At 69.5% G+C, this 21,311-nt stretch carries 18 protein-coding genes; 12 read left to right on the forward strand and 6 right to left on the reverse strand.

Translation table 11 applies throughout. The features are described from left to right. Positions 1–63 precede the first annotated feature (63 nt). Complete coding sequence (locus AQJ54_RS06535; RefSeq protein WP_248845320.1) at positions 64–630, reverse strand: type VII secretion system-associated protein; 567 nt, start codon at positions 628–630, stop codon at positions 64–66. Between the two features lie 260 nt (positions 631–890). Between AQJ54_RS06535 and AQJ54_RS06540 the strand changes: the two genes are divergently transcribed. Genes AQJ54_RS06540 through AQJ54_RS06550 form a run of 3 tightly spaced genes read left to right on the forward strand, consistent with a single transcriptional unit; the run spans position 891 to position 3,765 of the window. After that, positions 891–1,214 carry a hypothetical protein gene (locus AQJ54_RS06540; protein WP_062026662.1) on the forward strand — a complete coding sequence of 108 codons (324 nt, stop codon included), beginning with the start codon at positions 891–893 and terminating at the stop codon, positions 1,212–1,214. Next, on the forward strand, positions 1,211–2,341 hold the full coding sequence (locus tag AQJ54_RS06545) for a WXG100 family type VII secretion target (protein WP_062234710.1): 1,131 nt from the start codon (positions 1,211–1,213) through the stop codon (positions 2,339–2,341). The genes AQJ54_RS06540 and AQJ54_RS06545 overlap by 4 nt, the downstream gene beginning before the upstream one ends. Beyond that, entirely contained in the window at positions 2,338–3,765 is a 1,428-nt protein-coding gene (locus AQJ54_RS06550) for a hypothetical protein (protein ID WP_248845307.1), read from the forward strand. The genes AQJ54_RS06545 and AQJ54_RS06550 overlap by 4 nt, the downstream gene beginning before the upstream one ends. A 534-nt stretch (positions 3,766–4,299) precedes the next feature. Here the strand turns inward: AQJ54_RS06550 and AQJ54_RS06560 are convergent. The 4 genes from AQJ54_RS06560 to AQJ54_RS42945 form a co-directional block, all read right to left on the reverse strand. Next, positions 4,300–6,108, reverse strand: coding sequence for a WD40 repeat domain-containing protein (locus tag AQJ54_RS06560; protein WP_062234716.1), 1,809 nt, complete (start codon positions 6,106–6,108; stop codon positions 4,300–4,302). A 17-nt stretch (positions 6,109–6,125) separates the two neighbouring features. After that, complete coding sequence (locus tag AQJ54_RS06565; RefSeq protein ID WP_079069755.1) at positions 6,126–7,013, reverse strand: nucleic acid/nucleotide deaminase domain-containing protein; 888 nt, start codon at positions 7,011–7,013, stop codon at positions 6,126–6,128. Then, positions 6,976–7,605, reverse strand: coding sequence for an SUKH-4 family immunity protein (locus AQJ54_RS06570; RefSeq protein ID WP_062234722.1), 630 nt, complete (start codon positions 7,603–7,605; stop codon positions 6,976–6,978). Before AQJ54_RS06570 ends, AQJ54_RS06565 begins: the two co-directional genes overlap by 38 nt. Positions 7,606–7,681: 76 nt before the next feature. Further along, on the reverse strand, positions 7,682–9,391 hold the full coding sequence (locus tag AQJ54_RS42945; RefSeq protein ID WP_063806395.1) for a nucleic acid/nucleotide deaminase domain-containing protein: 1,710 nt from the start codon (positions 9,389–9,391) through the stop codon (positions 7,682–7,684). A 226-nt stretch (positions 9,392–9,617) separates the two neighbouring features. On the opposite strand from AQJ54_RS42945, the gene AQJ54_RS06580 reads away from it, so the two are divergent. From AQJ54_RS06580 to AQJ54_RS06610, 7 genes are all read left to right on the forward strand, one after another. Beyond that, entirely contained in the window at positions 9,618–10,334 is a 717-nt protein-coding gene (locus AQJ54_RS06580) for a DinB family protein (RefSeq protein ID WP_062234725.1), read from the forward strand. Between the two features lie 155 nt (positions 10,335–10,489). Then, on the forward strand, positions 10,490–11,224 hold the full coding sequence (locus AQJ54_RS06585) for a hypothetical protein (protein WP_248845308.1): 735 nt from the start codon (positions 10,490–10,492) through the stop codon (positions 11,222–11,224). Between the two features lie 110 nt (positions 11,225–11,334). Then, entirely contained in the window at positions 11,335–11,622 is a 288-nt protein-coding gene (locus tag AQJ54_RS06590; RefSeq protein ID WP_062026653.1) for a DUF6317 family protein, read from the forward strand. 111 nt (positions 11,623–11,733) lie between these two features. Further along, a complete protein-coding gene (locus tag AQJ54_RS06595) occupies positions 11,734–12,957 on the forward strand; it encodes a putative T7SS-secreted protein (RefSeq protein WP_062234731.1) in 1,224 nt (407 codons plus the stop codon). A 3-nt stretch (positions 12,958–12,960) separates the two neighbouring features. Further along, positions 12,961–13,728 carry a hypothetical protein gene (locus AQJ54_RS06600; RefSeq protein ID WP_062234733.1) on the forward strand — a complete coding sequence of 256 codons (768 nt, stop codon included), beginning with the start codon at positions 12,961–12,963 and terminating at the stop codon, positions 13,726–13,728. Next, positions 13,725–14,225 (forward strand): hypothetical protein, encoded by a 501-nt coding sequence (locus AQJ54_RS06605; protein WP_062234736.1) that lies wholly within the window; start codon positions 13,725–13,727, stop codon positions 14,223–14,225. Before AQJ54_RS06600 ends, AQJ54_RS06605 begins: the two co-directional genes overlap by 4 nt. Then, on the forward strand, positions 14,222–14,797 hold the full coding sequence (locus AQJ54_RS06610; protein ID WP_248845309.1) for a hypothetical protein: 576 nt from the start codon (positions 14,222–14,224) through the stop codon (positions 14,795–14,797). Before AQJ54_RS06605 ends, AQJ54_RS06610 begins: the two co-directional genes overlap by 4 nt. Positions 14,798–14,876: 79 nt before the next feature. Here AQJ54_RS06610 and eccCa read toward each other — a convergent pair whose 3' ends face one another. Beyond that, positions 14,877–18,815, reverse strand: coding sequence for a type VII secretion protein EccCa (gene eccCa, locus AQJ54_RS06615; RefSeq protein WP_062234741.1), 3,939 nt, complete (start codon positions 18,813–18,815; stop codon positions 14,877–14,879). 259 nt (positions 18,816–19,074) lie between these two features. On the opposite strand from eccCa, the gene eccD reads away from it, so the two are divergent. Then, on the forward strand, positions 19,075–20,538 hold the full coding sequence (gene eccD / locus AQJ54_RS06620; protein WP_243659704.1) for a type VII secretion integral membrane protein EccD: 1,464 nt from the start codon (positions 19,075–19,077) through the stop codon (positions 20,536–20,538). Positions 20,539–20,795: 257 nt separating this feature from the next. Then, positions 20,796–21,083, forward strand: coding sequence for a 30S ribosomal protein S15 (gene rpsO, locus AQJ54_RS06625; RefSeq protein WP_020138875.1), 288 nt, complete (start codon positions 20,796–20,798; stop codon positions 21,081–21,083). The last annotated feature ends 228 nt before the right edge of the window (positions 21,084–21,311 follow it).

Below are 21,311 nucleotides of genomic sequence, written 5' to 3' on the forward strand. Positions count from 1 at the left end.
GTGAAGGACCCGGCTGCTTCACACAGGCCGGGTCCTCTACGCCACGTCTTCAGATGACCGGGGTCACCCGCCGCCCACCTGCCGCAATGCCTCCGCCGGAATCGTCAAGCTGAGGCGATGTCCCGGATTGAGGCGTACCGGGACGCCCGCGGCCGCGAGTTGCTGGCCCTGGGTGTGGTGCCACTGGTGCCAGGAGTCGGGCGTGTGGGTCGGGTGGGTGAAGGCGGGGACGTAACGGCTGCCGTCGTCCTCGGTGACCGTGTACAGGCCCTGCTGTCCCTCCTGGGCGAAGAGCATGAGCGTGGCCTCGCGAAAAGCGGCGAGCAGTTCCGCCTCGCCCGCGTAGCCGGTCACGGCCTTCTGCATGGCGGCGTCCAGGGGGGTCGGGGGAGCGGGGAACTCCAGGGCCACGGGGGACGGCCGGTAGTTCGGGTTGTGGCTGAAGGTGACCAGCCGGCCCTCCTCGTCGACGGACCAGCCGCCGACGATCCCGTACGGCGGGACAGCGCCGTCGGCGTCGAAGTACGGGTCGATCGCGTAGACGTAGCCGCCGCGTTGGCGGGCGGCTTGTGCTCGGAGGGTCTCCGTGACAGCGGGGATGGCAGGAGCGGGGCCGGGGTACGGCGGCATGGTCAAAGGGACGTTCTCCATTGCTGTTCGAAAGGTTCTGCTCGTCCTCGAGGGCGGGGAGGACGCCTGGAGTGAGGCGGCAGACGAGGAACCACGCTTGTCGCGACAGGAGCGGGAGGGACGGGCGCCACGACGGGCGCCGTCGGAATCGCTCTTGATCAATTGAGCGATTGAATCACGGTTCGGGGCTGACCAAGGCTGATCTACCCCCATCGTGTGGAAGGACGTGACTCTTCAGGCGATGGGGGGTTGAGCGTCGCATGTCCGGTGACTTTTGTTTACAGCCGCAAGAGTTGGCCGCGTTGGGGGACGCCTTCGGTACGCGGGCGTACGACCTGGCCAGCGCGGTCACGAGTTTTCAGCAGAGGACGGGCGCGGAGCAGATCCATGACGGCTTCGGGTTTCTGACGGAGTCGGAGGAAGTGACGGAGTCCTACGTCGAGTTGGCCGCCGGGATGGCCGTAGCACTGGGGGGACTCGCCCGGCATCTCGACGAGGTGGGGCAGGCACTCAGGGACAACGCGAGGAACTCCGATGCAGCGGACGACGCTCTTGCCGATCTGTTCAAGGGAGGAAAGAGGTGAGCGGAGAGGGGGTCGTCGAGAAGGTCTACGAGGCTGGGATCGAGGTCGTGAATCCCGGGGGACGTCCAGATGTGCTGCGTGCTGCCGCCAAGGGGTGGCGGACGATGGGGGAGGAGCTGGAGGAGACGCACGCCGCCCTCGACCGGCGGGTTCGGGGGAGTCTTGGCGAGCACTGGCGGGGGGAGTCCGCGGAGGCGTTCCGTGAGCACTGGGAGCGGGTCGGACGAGGGGTCGAGGAGACCTTGCCGCTCTTCGCACAGGCGGCGCGGGGGTTGGAGGAGGCGGCCGACGACATCGAGGAGATCAACGACGAGATCCACAAGATCTACCTGGAGATCGGTGTCTCCGTAGGTGCGTCCGTCCTCCTTTCCTTTGTCACCGTGGGGTTCTCGGCGGCGGCTGGGGCAGCGAACGCCTTGCGGTTGGGGGCGCAGGCAGCGGAGGCGGCTACGAGGTTGGGGCGGCTGTTGGGCGCTGCCGCGCGTGTGTTCCAAACCATCCGGACGTGCGTGAGAGACAAAAAGGCTCTAAGGCTCGCTGTCGAACTGGGTGCGCAGTGGGCCGCCGGGACCGGCACGGGCATCGTGACGAACCTGGCCACGGGCGAGAAGCCCGAGTACATGAGCAACTTGTACAACGGTGGGATCGGCGCACTTGGCGGCACGTTCGCGGGAGGCCATCTGGCGTCCAGGCTCGGCGGAGGAGTCGTGGCGACGGCGGTGGACGGCGCGGCGCTGGGAGCGTTCTCCTCGGTTGCCGGTGACACCGTCAACAACCTTCGCAACGGTGACCGGTTCGACGCCTCACAGATGACGCTGGGGGCCCTGGCCGGAGGGCTCACGGGTGGGGCCGGAAGCGCCGCAGTTCACCGGGCGACGGACGGACGGTCCTTGTCGCGGGCCCGCGGTCTCACGGGCGATCTGGCCACCAACGTCCCCATCGGCTTCGGTCTCGGGGCGGGTGGCAACCTTTCCAAGTCCAGCGATGGCGCGGTCAACGGTGATCCCAACGCGGAGGAGGAAAAGGACCGTCCTGGCGCGGCCGCTGATGCGAAAGAGCATGCGGGTGAGGAGGCCAGGGCTCTCCGGGACCGTCCTGATCAGCGGAGATATGGAGCGTTCGGGTGAGCGCATGGACCATGAGCAAGGACGTGACCGACACCCGCTACTTCCCACGGTGCGGATGGTTCGTCACCCTGGCCGTCCCGTCGACCCTCGTGCTGCTGATCACCGCGTGGCTTTTTCTGGGAGCCACACCGGTGCGTACCGTCGTCCTGTGGTCCTCACTGGCGTCGCTTGCCACTTCTCTCGTGGTCTGGGCGACGGCGACGCTGCGTAACGGCGACCAGTTCCGGCGCGATACCTACCGGTGGGTCGTGCGAGCAGCCTCGGCCGCTCCGGGGCACCGCGAGGCCGCGGTGCCGTCGCGTTTGAGCGGTGCCCGCCGGCAGTCGGCGCGCCTCGTAAGCCTGTTGGTCGTGGTGCCTACGCTGGCGGCGCTGTGGGTGGCTCTGGCCGCCGCCGACGCTCGCGGCACAGGTACGAGCGCCGTGCTGGCCGAGGCGGGCGCGGTGATCGAACGGCTGCCCATCGTGAAGATCGAGCACGAAGACGCGGGCTGGAGCCCTCGCTCCTCCGCACAGGCCGACTACACCGTCCTGATTCCCTCGACGACCCCGCAGGAAGGCGTATCCGCCACCTTCGAGGCCGCCACGCACCGGCGTCAGGGCATCGGCAGCAAGTTGTACGTGGCGTACGTACCGGAGCAGCCTGAACTCGGTGTCATCGGTGACGATCGGCTCTCCGAGGTGAAGCGCCAACTCGCCGGTCGAGCTGTGGAGTCGGACACAGCGCGGGACCTGGGGATCGTGTGGGTCTTGGTGACCCTCGCCCTGCTCGTCGGGGCATGGCGAACCGAGGCCATCCACCGTCCCGCCCGCACCGTGACCCCCGACTGGCACGCCCTGCGAGTGACCGTCACCGGTACGAAACAGCACACCGAAGTACCTCCGTCAGGAAGCCCCGAAGACGTGGATGAGAAGAAGCGCCGGGAGAACACGCGTAGGTTGCTGTGCCTTGTGCTGGAGGGGCGTGGGCAGGAGATTCCCTTTCACTCGAAGATGGGGATCGAGCAGGCCGGAGAAGTGCTCTCCGGCACGCGGGGCTGGCTGCTCTGGCATCCCATGCAGCGTCGAGGCCGGGACGTACTCGCCGAGTTGGTGAGCGATGACGGGTGGCAGTTGCCCGGCGCCGTTCCGGTACGGGTGGCCGAGGAGGTCGTAGCGGAAGGACTGACCGAAGCTGCGCGCCCCGATACCGAGCGGCGGGTTCGGACACTGGACCTCGGGGCCGGATGGCTCGTGACCGCCTCTCTGTCGGGGGTTGCGGGGTTCACGGTGGCGTTGGGATGTCTGGTTGCCCTGCTGCTCGTCCCCGACAGTGGGGCTTGGCGGTGGTGGGTCGCTGCCACGGGTGTGCTGGCTCCTGCCGTCGGCTTCATGGTGCAGGCGGTGGCGCGTACCGATGGCGGTGCTGCCCCTTTGCCGGAGTGAGCAGGCGAGCTGAAGGCGGGCGTCGCCAGCCTCGATCGGTTTCCCGAGCACCTCTGATTACCCGGCGCCGCCTCCCCGAACTGCGGGTGCGGGTCGTGGTCGTCCGGGTTCGGAAGCGATTTGGCGCCCTCGGCTTCGATGCCGCTCTGGGCAGACTGGTCGAGGAAGGACTGGTCCGCTTCAGCTCCTTCGTCCTGCGCAAGGACGGCGACCACAAGGCGGTGGTCCCGCTGCCAGCGGGGCTCGCCGCGGTCGTGGTGGCCGATCAGGCGGTCACGGTCCACGGGGCGCTGTTCGGCGTCGAGGGGGAGAGCATGTCGGCCGTCCGCACGGCCACCTTCCAGCTCGCCTTCCCCCGGACGCCGCAGGCGGTGGTGGTCCCTGTCCACCGAGATCTTCGAGGCGGAGGAGGAGTTCCTCGAACCGGCCACGCTGGTGAGCGCGGGGATCTCCTTCACTGCCCCGACACCGGCCCGCGCAACGAGGGCGTCGGTCACCGCGACCGACAGCCCCTTCGGCTGACCGACACCCGCCTCAGCCCTCCCAGAGCCCATCCCACCGCAGCCGTACGCCGCACAGCCCCTCCGCGTCCCCGATGACCAACAACCCCTCGGGGGTCAGCGCCAGGGCGTCGCAGACGCGGAGCCAGGGCAACTCCCGCATCCTGCCGGACAGCACGTGCCACAGATGCACCCCGCCGTCGCTCCAGGCCACCGCGAGCACCGGGCCGACGGAGGTGTCCGCCGCGGCCAGCGCGGTGGTCCGGTACGGCCGCTGCTGCACCGGCACCGGCATCGGCTCGGCCGAGATCTCCCACAGCCGCACCGAACCGTCCGCGCCGGCACTGAAGGTGAGCGTCAGCCCGTCGGCGGTGTCTACACAGGTGACGGCCGTGACCGGCTGTTCGTGCACCCTGCAGGAGCGCGGTACGTCCTGGTACTCGCCCAGGGACCACACATGCACCGAGCCGCCGCGGTCGCCGACCACAGCGTACGGGCTACGGGCACCGCCGCCACCGAGCGCGGTGACCAGCGACTCCTCCTCGCTGAGCGCCGCCGCGCCATGGTGCTCGGCGATCCGCCCGAGCGCGAACGCCGTGGTCGGGTCGTCCTCGGTCACAAGCGGCAGCAGCGCGTCGGACCCGTCGAGCAGCAGCGCCGAGCGGGCGTCGCGAGGAGCGAGGGAGCGCGGTCGTACGGCGAGGGGGTGCACCGAGGGCGAGGCGGCGGCCTCGTCGGGGAGGCGGGGCGAGGCGGTGAGAGGTGCCCCTGTCCCGCCCTTCGCGTCGTACGTCCGCAGCCGTCCGGTCGCGTCCGACGCCATCAACCAGCGCTCCTCGCCTGGGATCAGGGCCAGCGCGGTCACCGGCTGGGCGGGCCGGGCCCACTCCGCGGACCACCAGTGCTGTGCGGCGAGCGGCCGCAGATACTCGGCGAGGTCCGGGTCCGTGCCGATCGCGGCGGAGTGCAGGAGGGCGGCGCGTTCGGCGCTGTCGGCGTGATACGCCGTCAACTCCGGTGCGGCCAGTCGCCACACCTCGCGCAGCCGGCCGGGCACCGGGATGCGCTCGTCGGCGAGGGTGGCCGTGAGCGCGGCGGCGGAGCCGTGCACCAGGAAACCTGGATCAGTCAACAGGCCCCGGACGGCGGTCTCTTGGCCGTCGGTGCGCAGTGCCGCGTCGAGGATGCGGCGGCGCACCGGCGCGGGCGCCCGGGACCAGTCGGGGCGGTCGTCGGCGGTACGCGGGACCGCGGCGGCGAGATCGGCGTACGACGCCCGCCCGGTGTCCCGGCCGTCGCCTTCACCCAGGTCCACGACAGTGGCACCGCTGTGCGTGGCCAGCAGCGCCGACGTCCCGACCTCGACGGCCGCGCGCAGGTGGGGAAGGGCCAGGAGTGGCTCCAGCAGTTCCGCGACCAGGGTCTCCGGCGCGGCGGACGGCAGGTCCGCCGGGCCCGCTCCCGCCCGGTGCAGATCGGGGACGAGGAGCAGCAACGGCCGTTCGTCCGCGCCGACTCGGTCGAGCAGGCGGTCGGGGGAGAGGGCGCCGTAGCCGAGCTGGCGGCCCAGTTCCCAGGCGAAGGTCTCCGTGGTCAGGCCCTCGGACGGCACGGTGGCGTGGATCGTGAGCCCCGGTCGGCCGACGGTCCCGGCCAGGAGCCAGGCCAGCAGAGCGCTCTTGCCGCTGCCCCCGGCGCCCCGCACCAGACACAGCCGGGGCCCCTCGCCGTCGGCCGCCCAGTGGAACAATCGCTGCCCCGCGGACCGCTTGTCCTCGTCCAGCGGCGGCCAGGCGGCCATGTCCGGCGGGACGGTGGGCGTGACGGTCGTACCGGCGGTCATGATGTGCTGATTCCCCTCTACTGCGGCTGCTGGGCCGCTGCCTCACGCAGTTGCCGGATGCCCTCGGCGCGGGACTCGGCCGTCTCGCCGTACGGGAAGTTGTGCGTCAGCTGCGCCTCGGGAAAGACCTGCCCGAGCCACAGCGAGCAGTAGTGGCCCGGCATGAAGCAGGCCTCCAACTCGGTGTGGATCCGCAGCACTTGCTCGGGCTCGACCCCCGCTGCCCGCAACCGGGCCCACAGCCGCTCCTCCGGGTGGACGCCGATGTCGCCGGCCTGCGTGAGGATCTGCTTCTCGCCCTGCCCGTCGACGATCTCGAAAGCGGTGAACCACTCCGCGCTCGCGGTGTCCCGGATGTCGTCGAGGACGAGGGGCCACCAGTGCTCGCGCCCCTCGAACGCCCGCGGATCGATGCTCCGCAACCGCTGCTCCAACTCCGCGTACGCGGCGGAGGCCGCCCGGGGTTCGTCGGTGCCGAGGATCGCGGCGAGGGCCTGGTCGAGGACGAGGAGCGACTCGGCGAACATCTCCGGGGTCGCGTTGACGAATCTCAACTCCTCGTTCCAGTCGAGGAGTACCGCGTGTACGACGCCCTCGCGGTCGGCGCAGATCTCGAACCCCCGGTCGGAGCCGAGCCGCGCCCAGTCCGCGCACGACTCCCGTGCGACTCGTCGGCCCATGGCCTCCGCGTATTCCTCGAGGCGCACGGCGTCATCTGCGTCGGTGATGAAGTACGGCCCGACTTGCAGGGGCACGGCCACCCCTGCCAGCCTGCTGATGCTCGTGGGCGGACCAGAGGCGTCAGCGGCGACCTCCTGTCCGAAGCGCCGAACACCGTCTTCAGGGGCTGTCATAAAAGGAATCCGCCTAACCAATGGACTCGTACACGTTCGAGAGAACAACATCCCACGCGGGCATGCGAGGTGCGTCGTCGGCCTCCCAGTCGAACTCCTCGGACCAGGCGGGCTCGACCCCTTCGAACGGAAGGGGATCCGCTCGGCGCATCCTCTCTCGCAGCGACATCGCGACGCCCTCCGAGTCGGGGATCTCGTCGGACACGGTGAAGTCGTAGTTGGGACGCTCGAGTTCCAGCAGATAGGCGAAGTAGACGAAGGAGTCGAGACTCTGGTTGATCGGGTAGGTGCCGGGCTCGCCGTCAGGCAGGCAGTACACGGTCCCGGACAGCGGGTCCAGGACAACGGCGTCGTAGAAGATCTCTCCGAGGACGAGCCAGTTCTCCCAACCCTCCGGCATCTCCTTGTAGTCGGAGAAGTGACGGAGCTCCGCGCAGCGGCGGAACTTGTCGGGAGTCTCTCCCTCGAAGAGGGCTCCGTCGAGCACGAAGAAGGAACTCCGGTCGTCCGGCAGGCCGACCCCGGTGAGGATCCTGCGAGCCGACTCGTGGAGTTCCCGGGGCAGCTTCGCCTCCTCCAGGGTCACAAGCCTTTCCGGAGAGAAGACCGACTCCATCATCGCGCGGTCGACAAGCTGGGGCATTATCTGTCCTGTCGGTTATTTCACAACTGCTGTCGCTGGGGCGGGTATTTTATCGACCGCCACCACCCCTGGTCAATCAGTGCCTCTTTTTCGGATTGATACCGTTGAGGTAGCGCTCCATTTCATCGTTGCCCTTCTGTTTGGAATCCGTGGTGTGGCCGTACTCCACTGTGTGGGAAACGCGCACACTTTCCGGCAGGTGTTCCGATATCCAGGCGCTGCAATCCTTCGCGCCCGGCCCGGTCGTGCAGGGCTCACGCTCGGTATAGAGCTCACTCATGCCTTTTTCGGTTCCATTGTTGAGGAACGGGATCCCGACCTGGCGTTCCGAATGGGAAGCAGGCCATTTACTGCGGCCGACAATGATGAACTCGTCCTTCGATCCCGATTCGCCGTAACGGGCCGCGGCATAGTTCCGACTCGAGAACTTGCCCTTCCTCGTCTGCCCGTAGTCCTTGTTCGCGTCGCGTGCCATACGTGTGGCCTGCGACAGATCGGTACTTCCGAAGCCGACCTGCGTCGACGACTTCCTCTTGCGGTCGGGCGGGTCGGGCAGTCGGTAGTCGGCTGCCACCCGCCGTCCGACATTGTCTCCCTGGAGATTCAGCGGGGTGAGGCGGGCCCGGTCCTCGGCGGTCAGGTCCTGGTGCCCTGTGGACGTGAGGCGGGTGACCTTTCCCTGATCGTCCACGTGGTAGACGTGCTTCCTGCTGATGCCCTGAAGCTCGGTCGCGATTCCCTCGTCGTTGTCCTTGTGCCGCTTGGCCATCTGCTTCAGGCCGCCGGTCATGCTCTCGTCGAGGTGGGCGGCGGAGCGCTTGATGCCCTTTCCGATTCCCTCCATGACCTCGTCGACCATGGGGTCGAGGAGGTTGGTGAGCGGGTCCTTGCCGCGGGCGCGGCCGTGTGAGGACCTGGCACGGGTCAGCTTGCTGCCGGCGCCGTCGCGGATCTTGCCGCCCGCGCTCTTGAGGCCGTTCCCCGCCCGGTCGTAGGACTCCAGGTCCATGCTGAACTGACCGCCACCGCCACCACCGCCGCCCGAGCCGGACCCACTGGATCCGCCGTCGGCACCGGCCAGCTGCATCGAGCCGCCGCCCCCGCCCGCGCTCGCCAACTGCATCCCGCCCGACTTGAGGCTGTCGACGCCCTCGCCCAGCCCCTTCTCGCCGGCCTTCGCCGTCTGGCCGAGGTCGACGCCGTTCTGGGTGCCGAGGGCGTTGCCGCCGATCTGCACCACCAGGTCGCCCGCCATCGCGCCGAGGGCCTGGAAGACCGGGCCCATCGCGACCTCCATGATCCGCCCGGCGATCTCCTCGCACACCTCCTCGAAGATGCGCTTCACGGCGATCCGGGTGACCTGCGTACCGGCGACCCCGCCCAGTGTGGACAGACCGAAGGTGAGCGGGGCGGCGGCGAGGGCTGCCGCGATCTCCGCGGCCAGAATGCCGAGTTGGGCGATCGCGGCGATCTTCGCGCCCTCGATCAGCACGGCGACCGCGTCCAGCGCGGTGGCCGCCACCCGGCCCGCCTCGGCGAGGTTGGTCAGATGCTTGCCCTTGACGAGGTCCCAGTGCCGTTCGAGCGCCTGGATCGCGAGGCCTTCGTTGCCGCCGACCAGATCGGTGATCGCCTGGTGCGCGTCCGCCGCGCCGTCGTCGATGTCGTCTGCGAATTCCCGCATGGCCTGGGCCATGTCGCGGTAGTCGTCCTCGTCGACGTTCGGCCAGCTGATACCTATCAGGTCCAGGGCCGCATCCAGCTCGCTCGGCAGGACTACACCCACAAGGACCCCCGTTCGAAAGTTTCTTGGTGCAACGTAACTTTGATCGAATCTTGTGAACAAGTTGATCCACAGTCACTTGACCTGATCTGAGGTCCAGTTGGCGCAGACCTGTCCGAACGCGGCCCGAGCCTCTCCGTACGGAACCCAAGGCCAAGGAAATCCGTCGCGCTCCCCGCGGACGGGCGGCTAGCCTCCGCCTGGACACGGGCCGCGAGGGGAGTCGGACATGGAGACGGGACGCATACGGACCGACCGACTGGGCGTACTGCTGGACCAGTTCGACTGCGTCCGGGAGCGGGCGCAGATCCGGCTCGAAGGGCTCGGTGACGAGGAGTACCTGTGGGAGCCGGTGCCCGGCTGCTGGTCGATCCGGCGCCGGAGCGAGGCGGTGACTCCCAGGGCGTACGGCCCCGGCGCGTGGGTGATCGACAAGGGCGCCCCGGACATCCCCTCCAACGAGTACGCCGAGGTCGCCCGGCAGGCAGCCGACGGCATGAGCGTCGCCAAGATCGCCGAGGACTGGAGCGTGAGCGTCGAACGGGTCGAGGAGGTCCTCGCCCACACCGGCCCGGTGGAGCCCGACGTCAGCCCGGTCACCACGATCGCCTGGCGACTCGGGCACCTCCACTCCTGCTTCGCCGGCGAATGGGAGTGGACCTTCGGCGAACGCCGCACCGATCCGCACCAGTTGGTCGACTTCACCCCCTCCGCGGCCCTGGCCCAGGAACGCTTCTGGTCCCTGCTCGACCGCTGGCGCGAAGCCGTCGGCCGGGTCACCGAGGAGCAGCTCGACACGATCGGCTTCTCCCAGTACCCCTACAGCTCCGCCCCCGACGAGCCGTACATCTCCGTGCTGTGGGGCTCCAACCTCGAACTCATCCACCACATGGCGGAGATCGCCCTGCTGCGGGACCTGTGGCAGGCCCGCCGCGCCGGGGGCTGATCCGGGACGGCCGTAGTCCCTCGGGGGGCGTGGCGTGAATGTTCCGTGGACAAGTCGCCCCGGGCTCCGCCGACGCCGACCACCCCGCGACATCGCCGACCCGGTTTTGAGAGTCTGTCGACCGTCATCGTCAACCGGACCGACCGTGGGCGGCCATGAAGCACAGCAGTCAGGCATCAGCCTCGCAGGCGCAGCGACCGGGACCGTACGGCCACGCGCCCGCTCCTGCGGAGACCGTGATCCACGTCCCCGACAAGAGACTGCGCAGCTACGACAAGGTCGCCCCCGGCGAGCCGACCGCCACCGTCCAGCAGACCGGCCCCGGCACGAACGGCGAGCCGCTGGCATACGTCCACGTGCCCCGGGACGCCCCCAACGGCGGCCGCCAGACGCGCCCGGCGTTCACCCTGACCGGCCCCGACGGCCAACCGCTCACCTCGGTACGGTCCCTCGGTGACGGTGTCCACGAGGTGTACGGCGGCGACGGCGCCCCGCTCGGCCGCATCACCCGGCGAAGCGGAAGGACCCTGCCGTGGCCCCGCCGCGTGCGCTGGAGCGTGCAGCCCGCCCAGGGCGAGGCACTGACCGGCGAAGTCGGCGCCCGCACGGCGTGGACGGTGTTCGTCCTGATCTCCCCGCTGTACTTCCTGTGCTGGGCCGTCATGGCCACCCAGGCCTCGCTCTGGCTGCTGCTCGGCGAGAAGGGCGAGGCGAAGAAGGAAGCCGCCTGGGAGATGGAGCCGCCGACGTGGACGCGGTGGCGTGCGGCCGACGAGCCCGAGCCGGCCATCGAGTACCGGACAGGCCGCAAGTACCGTCTGGCCGCGAACAGGTTGGACCACCGGCTGGCCTGTGCGCAGGCCGTGCTGCACGTGTGGGACCGCGCCTAGCGTGCGTATGCCATGAATTGGCGACAGCGAACATCGCGAGGTGGGCCGGAAGTTGCTGCTCCGATAGTCTGACCGGCGATCACCGATGACGCTACGGGGAGGCAACGGGGATGGCTGACTTCCAGATCGATGTAGATCGTATGAAGACCCTGATCAGCAGGCTGGACCAGGTGGGCGATCGCATGCGGGGCGCCCAGGAGCGGCTCAACAAGGTCGGTCCCAAGGGTCTGGGCACGGACGGTCTCGACAACGCCTGCGACGGCTTCCAGGACGACTGGGGCGACGGCATCAAGCGGATCGCCGACGGCGCCAAGCAGCTGCACGAGGGGCTCCAGAAGACTCTCGAGGCGTACCAGACCGTCGACCAGGATTTGCAGAAGGGCTTCAGTCAGAAGTAGCCCGCACCAACGCCGAGACACCTCGTCGGCAACGCTGAGACACCTCGCACACGCGACTGACACACCTCGCACACGCGACTGAGACACCACGCACACAACGGGGAGAAGACGATGGGGATGTTCGACGATCCCAACTGGCCCGGACTGACGTTCAATCCGGCCAAGGGCGACCTGCACACGATCGAGTCGCTCGCGTACGACGTCAGGACGGTCGGCGACGAGCTCGACGAGATGCGCGAGATGCTCGTCGGCATCGGGAAGACGGACGGCATCTGGGACGGCGAGGCCGCCAAGAAGTTCCAGGACAAGGTCGGCGAGCTGCCCAAGTACCTTCAGCAGGGCCACGAGTCGATGGCCGCCTGCTCCAAGGCGCTCAAGGGCTGGCACGACGAGCTGGAGACCATGCAGCGCCAGGCCAGGAACCTGGAGGACCGCGCGGTCGAGGCCCGTAAGCGGCTGGACCAGAAGAACGCCGACGTCGACCGGGTCAACGTCAAGATCGAGGGCGTGCAGTTCCAGCAGATCAGCGAACAGCAGGCCAAGGCCCTGTCGGAGGAGGCAGACTCCGCCACCCGGGCGGCCCAGGACGCCGCGACCGACCTCAAGCTCCTCATCCAGGACGCCGAGGCGCTGCGCAAGTACTGGGAGGAGCAGGCCGCGAAGGCCGAGCACGCCATTCGCGAGGCCGCGAACAACCGGCCGCCGGACATCAGCGTCTGGGACAAGATCACGGACGGTCTGAAGGGCGCCTGGGACGGCTTCACGGACTTCCTCGCCGACAACGCGGACCTGTTCTCCAAGATCGGATCCGTGCTGTCCATCCTCTCCCTGGCCACCATGGCCATCCCGCCCGTGGGTGCCATCCTCGGCGGCCTCGCCATCGGCGCCAGCGCCCTCGCGCTCGCCGGTTACGGCGCCAGGACGGCCCGCGGCGAGAAGGTCGGCGTGATGGACTGGGTCGGGGCCGGACTCGGTGTGCTGCCGGGCATCGGAGCGGTCAAGGGCATCACCGCGGGAGCGAAGGCGGCCAGGGCCGCGGCGACGGGCGAACGGCTCGCCGGTGTCTTCTCCCACGCCGACGAGATGGCGACCTCGGTCAACATGGCCCGAGGCATGGCCGACGGTCTCATGTACAAGGGACTTGCGCGGGCCGGCAAGGCGATGGGCCTCGCCGACGAGGCGGTGGACGTCGGCAGCGGGCTGATGCGCGGCACGATGGGCGGCATCAAGGGCGTGGGCCTGGCCTTCGGCCTCATCTCGGGCGGCGGCGCCGACACCAAGGCGGCCGCCGCGCCGCCCAGCAACGCGTTCATGTCTGCGGCGGGAGCGGCGTAACCGATGAGCACCATGTTTCCCGGGGGCGGCCCAGCCGGCACCGCGGTCATCGCCACGCCCCGCCTGACGTTCCGGGTGCCCCCCGCCTTCTTCGAACTCCCCGTGTACGAGGCCGAGGAGCAGGTCGGCCAGGCGCTGATCGAGCTGGCCCAGGACATCTACCCGCAGGGCACGCCCGAGCTCTGGTTCCAGTACGCGGCGACCCAACTGCCCTTGGTCGCCCAGATGATGGAGGCCGGAGTCGACTACGCCGGCTTCTGTCTCCTCGACCTCGACGGTCGGCGCAGCACGGCGACGGTGACGGGCGCCCTGCTGGAGTCGGTGCCGGACGGCCGGAAGATGACGGCCGCGAGCGTCGCCGCGGAACTCTCGGGCCTCGGCGGTGAAGCGGCCCAGGTCGAGACGGTGTGGCTCACGGCGGGCGAGGCGGCGGTCCGGTTCACCGCGGACGTCACGACGCTCCCGGCCGAGCTCACCGACTCCGGCCGCACCGAGGAGGTGCAGGTCGGCAAGATCGCCGTCTTCCTGCCGCTCCGTCGGGAGGCGGAGATGGTGCTGTTCGAACTCAGCACTCCGTGCATGCAGGACTGGGACCTGTACTCCGACCTGTTCTTCAACATCGTGAACACCATCGAGGTGCACAGCGACAGCGCGGTCGAGGCGCAGGTGCCCGAGCAGCCGGCGGCCGTTCCCCCCAGCGGGCCCGCGGACGCGGCGAACGGCGCCCACGTGCCCCTCCAGGCCCAGTCCGTGCGAGACGTGTTCGGATGAACGACGCCGAAGGCACCGTCCCGGCACCGGGCCTCGACCTGTTGCAGGTCAGGTCCGCGCAGCTGGCGACGGTGCCGGGCCTGCCCGAAGCGGCACGCGCGATCGGTGCCGACAAGGGCATCGACTACCTGTCGGACCCGCAGGTCGCGGCGATGCTCCTGCGTCACCGCGACCTGCTGGGCGGGATGAACTCCCGCGGTGCGTGGGGCGGCCTGCTGTTCGTGCCCGGGGCGGTGGGAGCCTGGTTCCTGACCGACACCCTGGGCGGGGCGGCGTACGACACGACGGTCGCCGTGGTGCTGTGCACCCCGGTGGCCCTCCTGCTCGCGCTCAGCCTGTACCTGCTGACGCGGGCCTTCCGGTTCCGCCACGTGTGGCTGCGCGACGGAACCCGCGACCAGGTCAACGGGTACCTTCAGGTCTTGTCGGCGGCGGGGCTTCCGCATCACGCACTGCCTGCCTGGCTGAAGCCGGTCACCGGAGAGAGATGGCGATGACGACTGTTTTTGGTGTGCACGCGCAGGCCCCCCAGGGCAACACGGCCCTCGACCTCCAGAGTGTCATCAAGGTGCGGGGCGCGGACCCCGTCTACGTGGCCAGAGGATCATCGGGCGACGGCACAGCGAGCGGCCTCGCCACGGACTTCACCCTCTACGAGGACCCGGCGGGCCACAAGCCGCTGTGCACCGTGGCCCCCCCGGGCGCGGACGGCCGGCTGACCGTGACGGCGCCCGACGGATCCGTGCTCGCCGTGCTGCACCCGCCGAAGGGCCGCCGGTACGAACTGGAACTCCCCGACGGCACCCGTCTGACCGGCCGGGTCGGCACCGTCCCCGGGTGGTTGGTGTACGTCGTGGTCTCCCCTCTGACGCTGCTCTACACCGCCGCGAGCCTCATCGGTGGATACGGCGTCGACTGGCACCTGCCCTCGCGCACGGTCTGGCGCTCCGGCAGCGGCCCCGCCCCCCTGAAGTTCTCCGGGATCACCGACAAGTACAAGCTCCAGCCCTCGGCGCTGGACCCCCGCGTCGCCTACGCACAGGCGGTCCTGCACTTCTGGTCGACCTGACCGGAACTCCTCACGGCGGCACATACGGCGACGGCGGCACCCTCCTCGGGTGCCGCCGTCGCCGTATGTGTGCAGGGGCTCAGCTCTCCGGCAGATACCCCGTCTGCACCAACTGCCCGCTGGCCCGCCGGGAGATGAACTGACCGCGGCCCTGCGGCTGCGGAGTGGCCCTGATGTTGTTGAACACCGGGCCCTCCGACGGGTCGCCCGACAACACGATGCCCTGGGCGCCGAGTTCCTTGATCCGGGTGAGGACCGGCTCGAAGGAGGAGCGCGAGGCGCCCGAGGTGGTGCGGGCCAGGATGATCCGCAGACCCAGGTCACGCGCGAACGGCAGGTACTCCATGAGCACCGACATCGGGTTGCCCATCGACGTGGCGACCAGGTCGTAGTCGTCGATGAAGATGAACGCGTCCGGCTCGTTGTACCAGGAGCGGTTGCGCAGCTGCTCCGGGGTGACGTCCGGGCCGGGCATACGGCGGCTCATCGAGCCGGCCAGCGACTCCATGACCTCCTGGAGCTGCGGACCCGAGGCGCAGTACTTGTACATGTGGCTCTCGGGCACCTGGCCGAGCAGCGCGCGCCGGAAGTCCGAGACCACGAACAGCGCCTTGTTGGGCTGGTAGCGCTCGGAGACCTGCTTGGCGATGAACCGCAGCAGCGAGGACTTGCCGGACTCGCTCTCGCCGTAGACGACGAACAGCGGGTCGGTCTCGAAGTCCACGAACACCGGGGACAGGGTGAGCTCGTCCACGCCGATCGCGACACCCCGGCTGCCGAAGTCGCCGCCGCCGGGCAGTTCGGACGCGGGCAGCATCGTCGGCAGCATCCGCACCTTGGGGGCCGTCGGGCCCTGCCAGGCGCTGTTGACGCTCTGCACCAGGTGCGCCATGCCGTCGGCCAGGTCCTCCACCTGCGTCGACCCGTCGATACGGGGCGTGGCGGCGAGGTAGTCCAGCTTGTCCGGCGACAGACCGCGGCCCGGCTTGCCCATCGGCACGTTCTCGGCCCGCTTGCGGTCGAACTCCGACTCCATCGCGTCACCCAGGCGCAGTTCGAGCCGGCTGAGGATCTGGTCGCGCAGCGCGGGACGCATCTCGGTGTACCGGGTCGCGGTGACGATCAGGTGGATGCCGAAACCGAGACCACGCGTCGCGATGTCCGCGATGACCGGGTCGAGCATCTCGTAGTCGTTCTTGAAGGTCGCCCAGCCGTCGATGATCAGGAAGACGTCGCCCCACTGCTGGTCGGGGTAGTGCCCCTGCGCCCGCCGGTTTCGGAAGGTGCCCATGGAGTCGATGCTCTTGGAACGGAAGAACTCCTCACGGGCGTTGAGGATCCCGTGCACCTCCGCGACCGTACGGCGGACCTTCTCCTGGTCCAACCGGGAGGCGGCGCCGCCCACATGGGCCAGGTTCTCCAGCGCGAGCATGCCGCCGCCGCCGAAGTCGAGGGCGTAGAACTGCACTTCGGCCGGGGTGTGGGTGAGCGCGAACGACGTGATCATCGTGCGCACCAGCGTCGACTTGCCGGACTGCGGGCCACCCACGATCAGCGCGTGACCGGCGGACCCGGACAGGTCCGCGTACATCACGTCACGCCGCTGCTCGAAGGGCTTGTCGACCAGACCGACCGGCACGGCCAGCTTGCTCTGGAGGTGGTAGCCCTCGGCGTGCAGACCGCGCTCCGGGCTGACGCCCAGCGCCGGCAGCACCTGGTCGAGGCTGAACGGCTCGTCCAGCGGCGGCAGCCACACCTGGTGGGCGGGCGGACCCTGTCCGTCCAGGCGGCTGACGATGACGTCGAGGACGGTGTCGGCGAGCGCGTCGTCGACCTGGTTGCCCCGGGTCTCCGGCTCCGGCTCGGCGAGGATCCGCACCGGCACCGGCGCCGCCGTGAACAGCACGGGGGAGCGGTCGATCCGGCCGCCGCCCTGCGCCATCGGCCCGTTCGGCCGGTAGGTGCCCGACACGTACGCGGCCTTGAACTGCACCATCGTCTCGGTGTCGTACTTGAGGATGCCCGCGCCGGGCACGTTCGGCAGGTGGTAGGCGTCGGGCACACCGATCGCCGTACGGGACTCGGCCGCCGAGAAGGTGCGCAGACCGATGCGGTACGACAGGAAGGTGTCCAGACCGCGCAGCTTGCCCTCCTCCAGGCGCTGCGAGGCGAGCAGCATGTGCACACCCAGCGAACGGCCGATCCGGCCGATCTGGATGAACATCTCGATGAAGTCCGGCTTGGCGGCGAGGAGTTCGCTGAACTCGTCGATGATCAGGACGAGCGAGGGCAGCGGGTCCAGCGCGGCACCGGCGGCCCGCGCCTTCTCGTAGTCGGTGATGTTGGCGTAGTTGCCGGCCTGCCGCAGCAGCTCCTGACGGCGGGTCAGCTCACCCGTGATGGAGTCGCGCATGCGGTCCACGAGGGTGAGCTCGTCGGCCAGGTTGGTGATGACCGCGGACACGTGCGGCATGGAGCCCATGCCGGTGAAGGTGGCACCGCCCTTGAAGTCCGCGAGGACGAAGTTGAGCGTCTCCGAGGAGTGCGTGACCGCGAGGCCCAGCACCAGCGTGCGCAGCAGCTCCGACTTTCCGGAACCGGTGGCGCCGACGCACAGGCCGTGCGGGCCCATGCCCTCCTGCGAGGCCTCCTTGATGTCCAGCATGACCGGCTCGCCGTTCTCGCCGAGACCGATCGGCACCCGCAGCCGTTCGTGCAGGGTGCGCGGCCGCCAGGTGCGCGAGACGTCCACGCCCGCCGCGTCGCCGATCTGCATCAGGTCGGTGAAGTCCAGGTTCGCCAGCAGCGGTTCGTCCGCGTCGGCGGCACCGAGGCGCAGCGGCGCCAGCTGCCGGGCCAGCGACTCGGCCTGCGCCTGCGACAGCACGTCGGGGGTGCCGGTGAAGACACCCGTACCCGCCTCCAGCTCCATGGCGTCCGGCCACACCCGGATCGACAACGAGCCCCGCGCCTCGTCGAGTTCACCGGGCACCACCTCGAGGATGGTCACCCCCTGGAGGCCCTCCGCGGAGGCGAGCACCGAGTCAGCGGGCACCCCGCCGCCGTCGAGGACGACGACCACGTGCGGCTGGTCCAGCACCGGCGAACCGTCCCGGCTCCAGCGGGGGCGGCCCTCCAGCTGGTGGGCGATCATCTCCTCCAGCTCGCCGAGGTCGTAGCAGAGCAGACGCCGCGAGCCCGCGCCGTCGGCCTCCTTGTGCTGCATGTGCGGCAGCCACTTGGTCCACTCCCAGTCCACCGCCGCGCCCGGCGAGGCCACGACCGCGATCACCACGTCCTCGGGGGAGTGCAGCGAGGCCAACTGGCCGAGGACGGAACGGGTCTGGCCGTAGACCGTCTCGGCGTCGCCGGAGATCGTCACGTGGTAGAAGGAGCGCAGCCCGATGGCCAGGGGGAGTTCACCGAGCGTGCCGTAGCTCGCGATGAACTGCTGCATCGCGTGGGCGGTCAGCGGCTCCAGCTCGTCCACCGGCGCGGTGTCGGGAGCGACCAGCGGGGTGGCCAGCTGCTGCGGGCCGAGGCCGATGCGGACCTGGGCGAAGTCCTGGTCCATGGAACGCCGTTCCCACAGCCGCGAGCCCTCGGCGACCAGCGCCCACAGCTGCTCCGGCGCCGGGTGCAGGTAGTACTGGGCGTCGCGCTGCTTGTGCACCGTGCGCCGCACCTCGCGCCGCTTCTGCGCGAGGTACTTGAGGTAGTCCCGCCGGGCCTCGGCCATCTGCCCGGACGGGCCCTTCCTGGCCCGCACGATCTGCGCGACCAGCATGGCGACCGTGGACACCATCATCAGGCCGCCCATGATCTTCATGAAGCCCTGGGCGCCCGGCATGAAGAAGAACGCGGCCGACGACCCCATGCCCAGCATGGGCAGCAGGTTCATCAGCAGACTGTCGTCCTCGGTACGAGGCAGTTCGGGAGGGGACTCGAGCTTGACCTCCTCGCTCGGCACCTCCGGCGGGTACACCCGCGGCGGGCGTTTGACGATGACGACGCTCACCGTTCCACCAGTCCTTCACGCGATAGCAATGTCGAACCGCCCCCGTGTGACGGCCCCCGTACGTTCGTCGACTCATGGGGCTCGGCCCTCACATGAGTCGGGCGTTGATCCTACTGTTCTGCGGGCCTGTTGAGCCGGGAGGGGATGAGGAGATGCCGCAAGGGGACGGTAGGGTGACGCACCGAACGATGCGCGGGGCGGGTTTCGCCCTGGCAAACCGCGACGAATCACCGAGTACTGGACTAGGGGGAACCGTCAGGTGAGTACGGTTTCAGCAACCGGATTCTGCCGGGTCACGGTGGCGGCACCGAACAGCCGGATCGACGTGGCACTTCCCGAGGACGTGCCGCTCTCTGACGTATACCCGGAGATCCTGCGGCTGTCGGGACAGACACCCGAGGAGGCCGCGCCCACCGGGTACAACCTCGTGCGCAGGGACGGCTCCGTCCTCGACGACGGCCGTTCGCTCGCCGAACAGCAGATACGCGATGGCGAATTGCTGCTCCTGAGGCCGTTCGCCGACTCGCTGCCGCCCGCCGTCTTCGACGACGTGGTGGACGCGGTGGCCGCGGCCGTCGAGGCCGACCGGCGCAGCTGGAACGACGGCATGATGCGCACCGTCGGTCTCATCTCCGGCGCGCTGCTGCTCACCATGATGGCGTTCGCCCTGTGGTTCTCCGAGCCGCTGCGCCACGACATGCACGGACTGCCCGGTGTCATCGCCGGCGTCACCGGCGTCGTCCTCGTCGCCCTCGCCTCCGTACGGGCCCGCGTCTACGACGACCACCACGCGGCCGTCGCCCTCGGCATCGCCGCGCTGCCGCACCTGATGGTCGGCGGCTCCGGGATCATGGGCCTCGACGCGGGCGAGGGCCCCGGACGGCTGAACCTCCTCGTCGGCTTCGCCGCCGTCCTCGTGGCCGCGGTGCTCCTCGTCCTGATGCTCCCGCAGAACGACGCGGCCTTCATCGCCGCCGCGTTCGGCGCCGGCGTCGGCGTCCTCGCCACCTTCGCCGCGATCGTCTCCGAGGCCGAGCCGCGCGAGACCGCCGCCGTCACCGCCGTCGTCATGATCGCCGTCATCGGCTTCCTGCCCGGCTGGTCCGCCCGCTTCTCCCGGCTGCCCATCGGCTTCCGCTCGCCCGACCAGATCGCCAAGCGCGGCCGCGCCGAGGACCAGCAGGAGCAGGAGCCGGTCGACTACCAGGTCATCACCGACCAGGCCCGCCGCGGCCACGAGCTGCTGCTCGGCCTCGTCGGCGGCTGCGCGGTCACCGGAGTCGCCTCCGCCGGCGTGGTGCTCGGCTTCTCCACCAGCGGCTGGGCCCAGCTGCTCTCGCTGGCGGCCGGCCTCGCCATGCTGATGCGGGCCCGTCTCTTCCTCTACACGTCCCAGGTCGTGACCCTGATGATCTCGGGCATCGTCACCCTCTGCCTGCTGGTCCTCGGCCTCGCCCTGAACCCGCCGGCCGACATCATGGAAGAGCTCCTCTACAACCACAACCACGCCCCGCTGGACATCCGCACCGTCTGGCTCTCCGCCGCGGTCGCCTTCGGCGCGATGCTCCTGGTGGCCGTCGCCCTGATCGTCCCGCGCAAGGGCGTGACCCCGTTCTGGGGCCGCATGCTCGACCTCAGCGAGGGCGCGGTGCTGCTCTCCCTCGTCCCGCTGTGCCTCGCGGTCCTCGACCTGTACGCGGCGGCCCGCGGCATGACCAGCTGACGCGCGCCCCGATCGGCCGACGGCGGCTGTCCCCCGTACGGGTGGCAGCCGCCGTGGCATGTGGACGACGTCGGCGTGGCCCGGGGCACTGCCGCCGGGCTGATACCCTGGCTGACGGCCGTTTGTGTACGCACCCCCGGAGCCCAGCGCTCTGGAGGCCGCGCCCAGCGGATCCCCGCCTCCCGAGTTACGGAAGCTCCCCTGAGAAGTGGACCAGGGGCACTCGGTGGCTACCCAAGAGACTACGAGGAGTACGCGTGTCGCTCGACGCCGCTACGAAGAAGCAGATCATCACCGAGTTCGGTACCAAGGAGGGCGACACCGGCTCCCCCGAGGTCCAGGTCGCGATGCTCTCGCGCCGTATCTCGGACCTGACCGAGCACCTCAAGACCCACAAGCACGACCACCACTCCCGTCGTGGTCTGCTGATCCTGGTCGGTCAGCGCCGTCGCCTTCTCCAGTACCTGGCGAAGAAGGACATCCAGCGCTTCCGTACGCTGGTCGACCGCCTCGGCATCCGCCGCGGTGCGGCGGGCGCCAAGTAGGACGCCGTGAAGGGGGCGGTTCCCGAAACGATCGGGGGCCGCTCCCTTTGCCGTACGTATGGAAACGTGCGGAGTGTCACACCTAGTTTGTAGTGTGGTGGCACGACGTAGTACCACGAGGAGAAGTGCACCTCGCCGCCGCCGGTCCTCGGTAGTGGCTCCCGGGCAATGCGAACCCGGGTGCTTCGATCGAAGACCGGCCCGCAACAGACGGCGCGCTTCTCCACC

The organism is Streptomyces griseorubiginosus, assembly GCF_001514195.1.
Classification (GTDB): Bacteria; Actinomycetota; Actinomycetes; order Streptomycetales; family Streptomycetaceae; genus Streptomyces; species Streptomyces griseorubiginosus.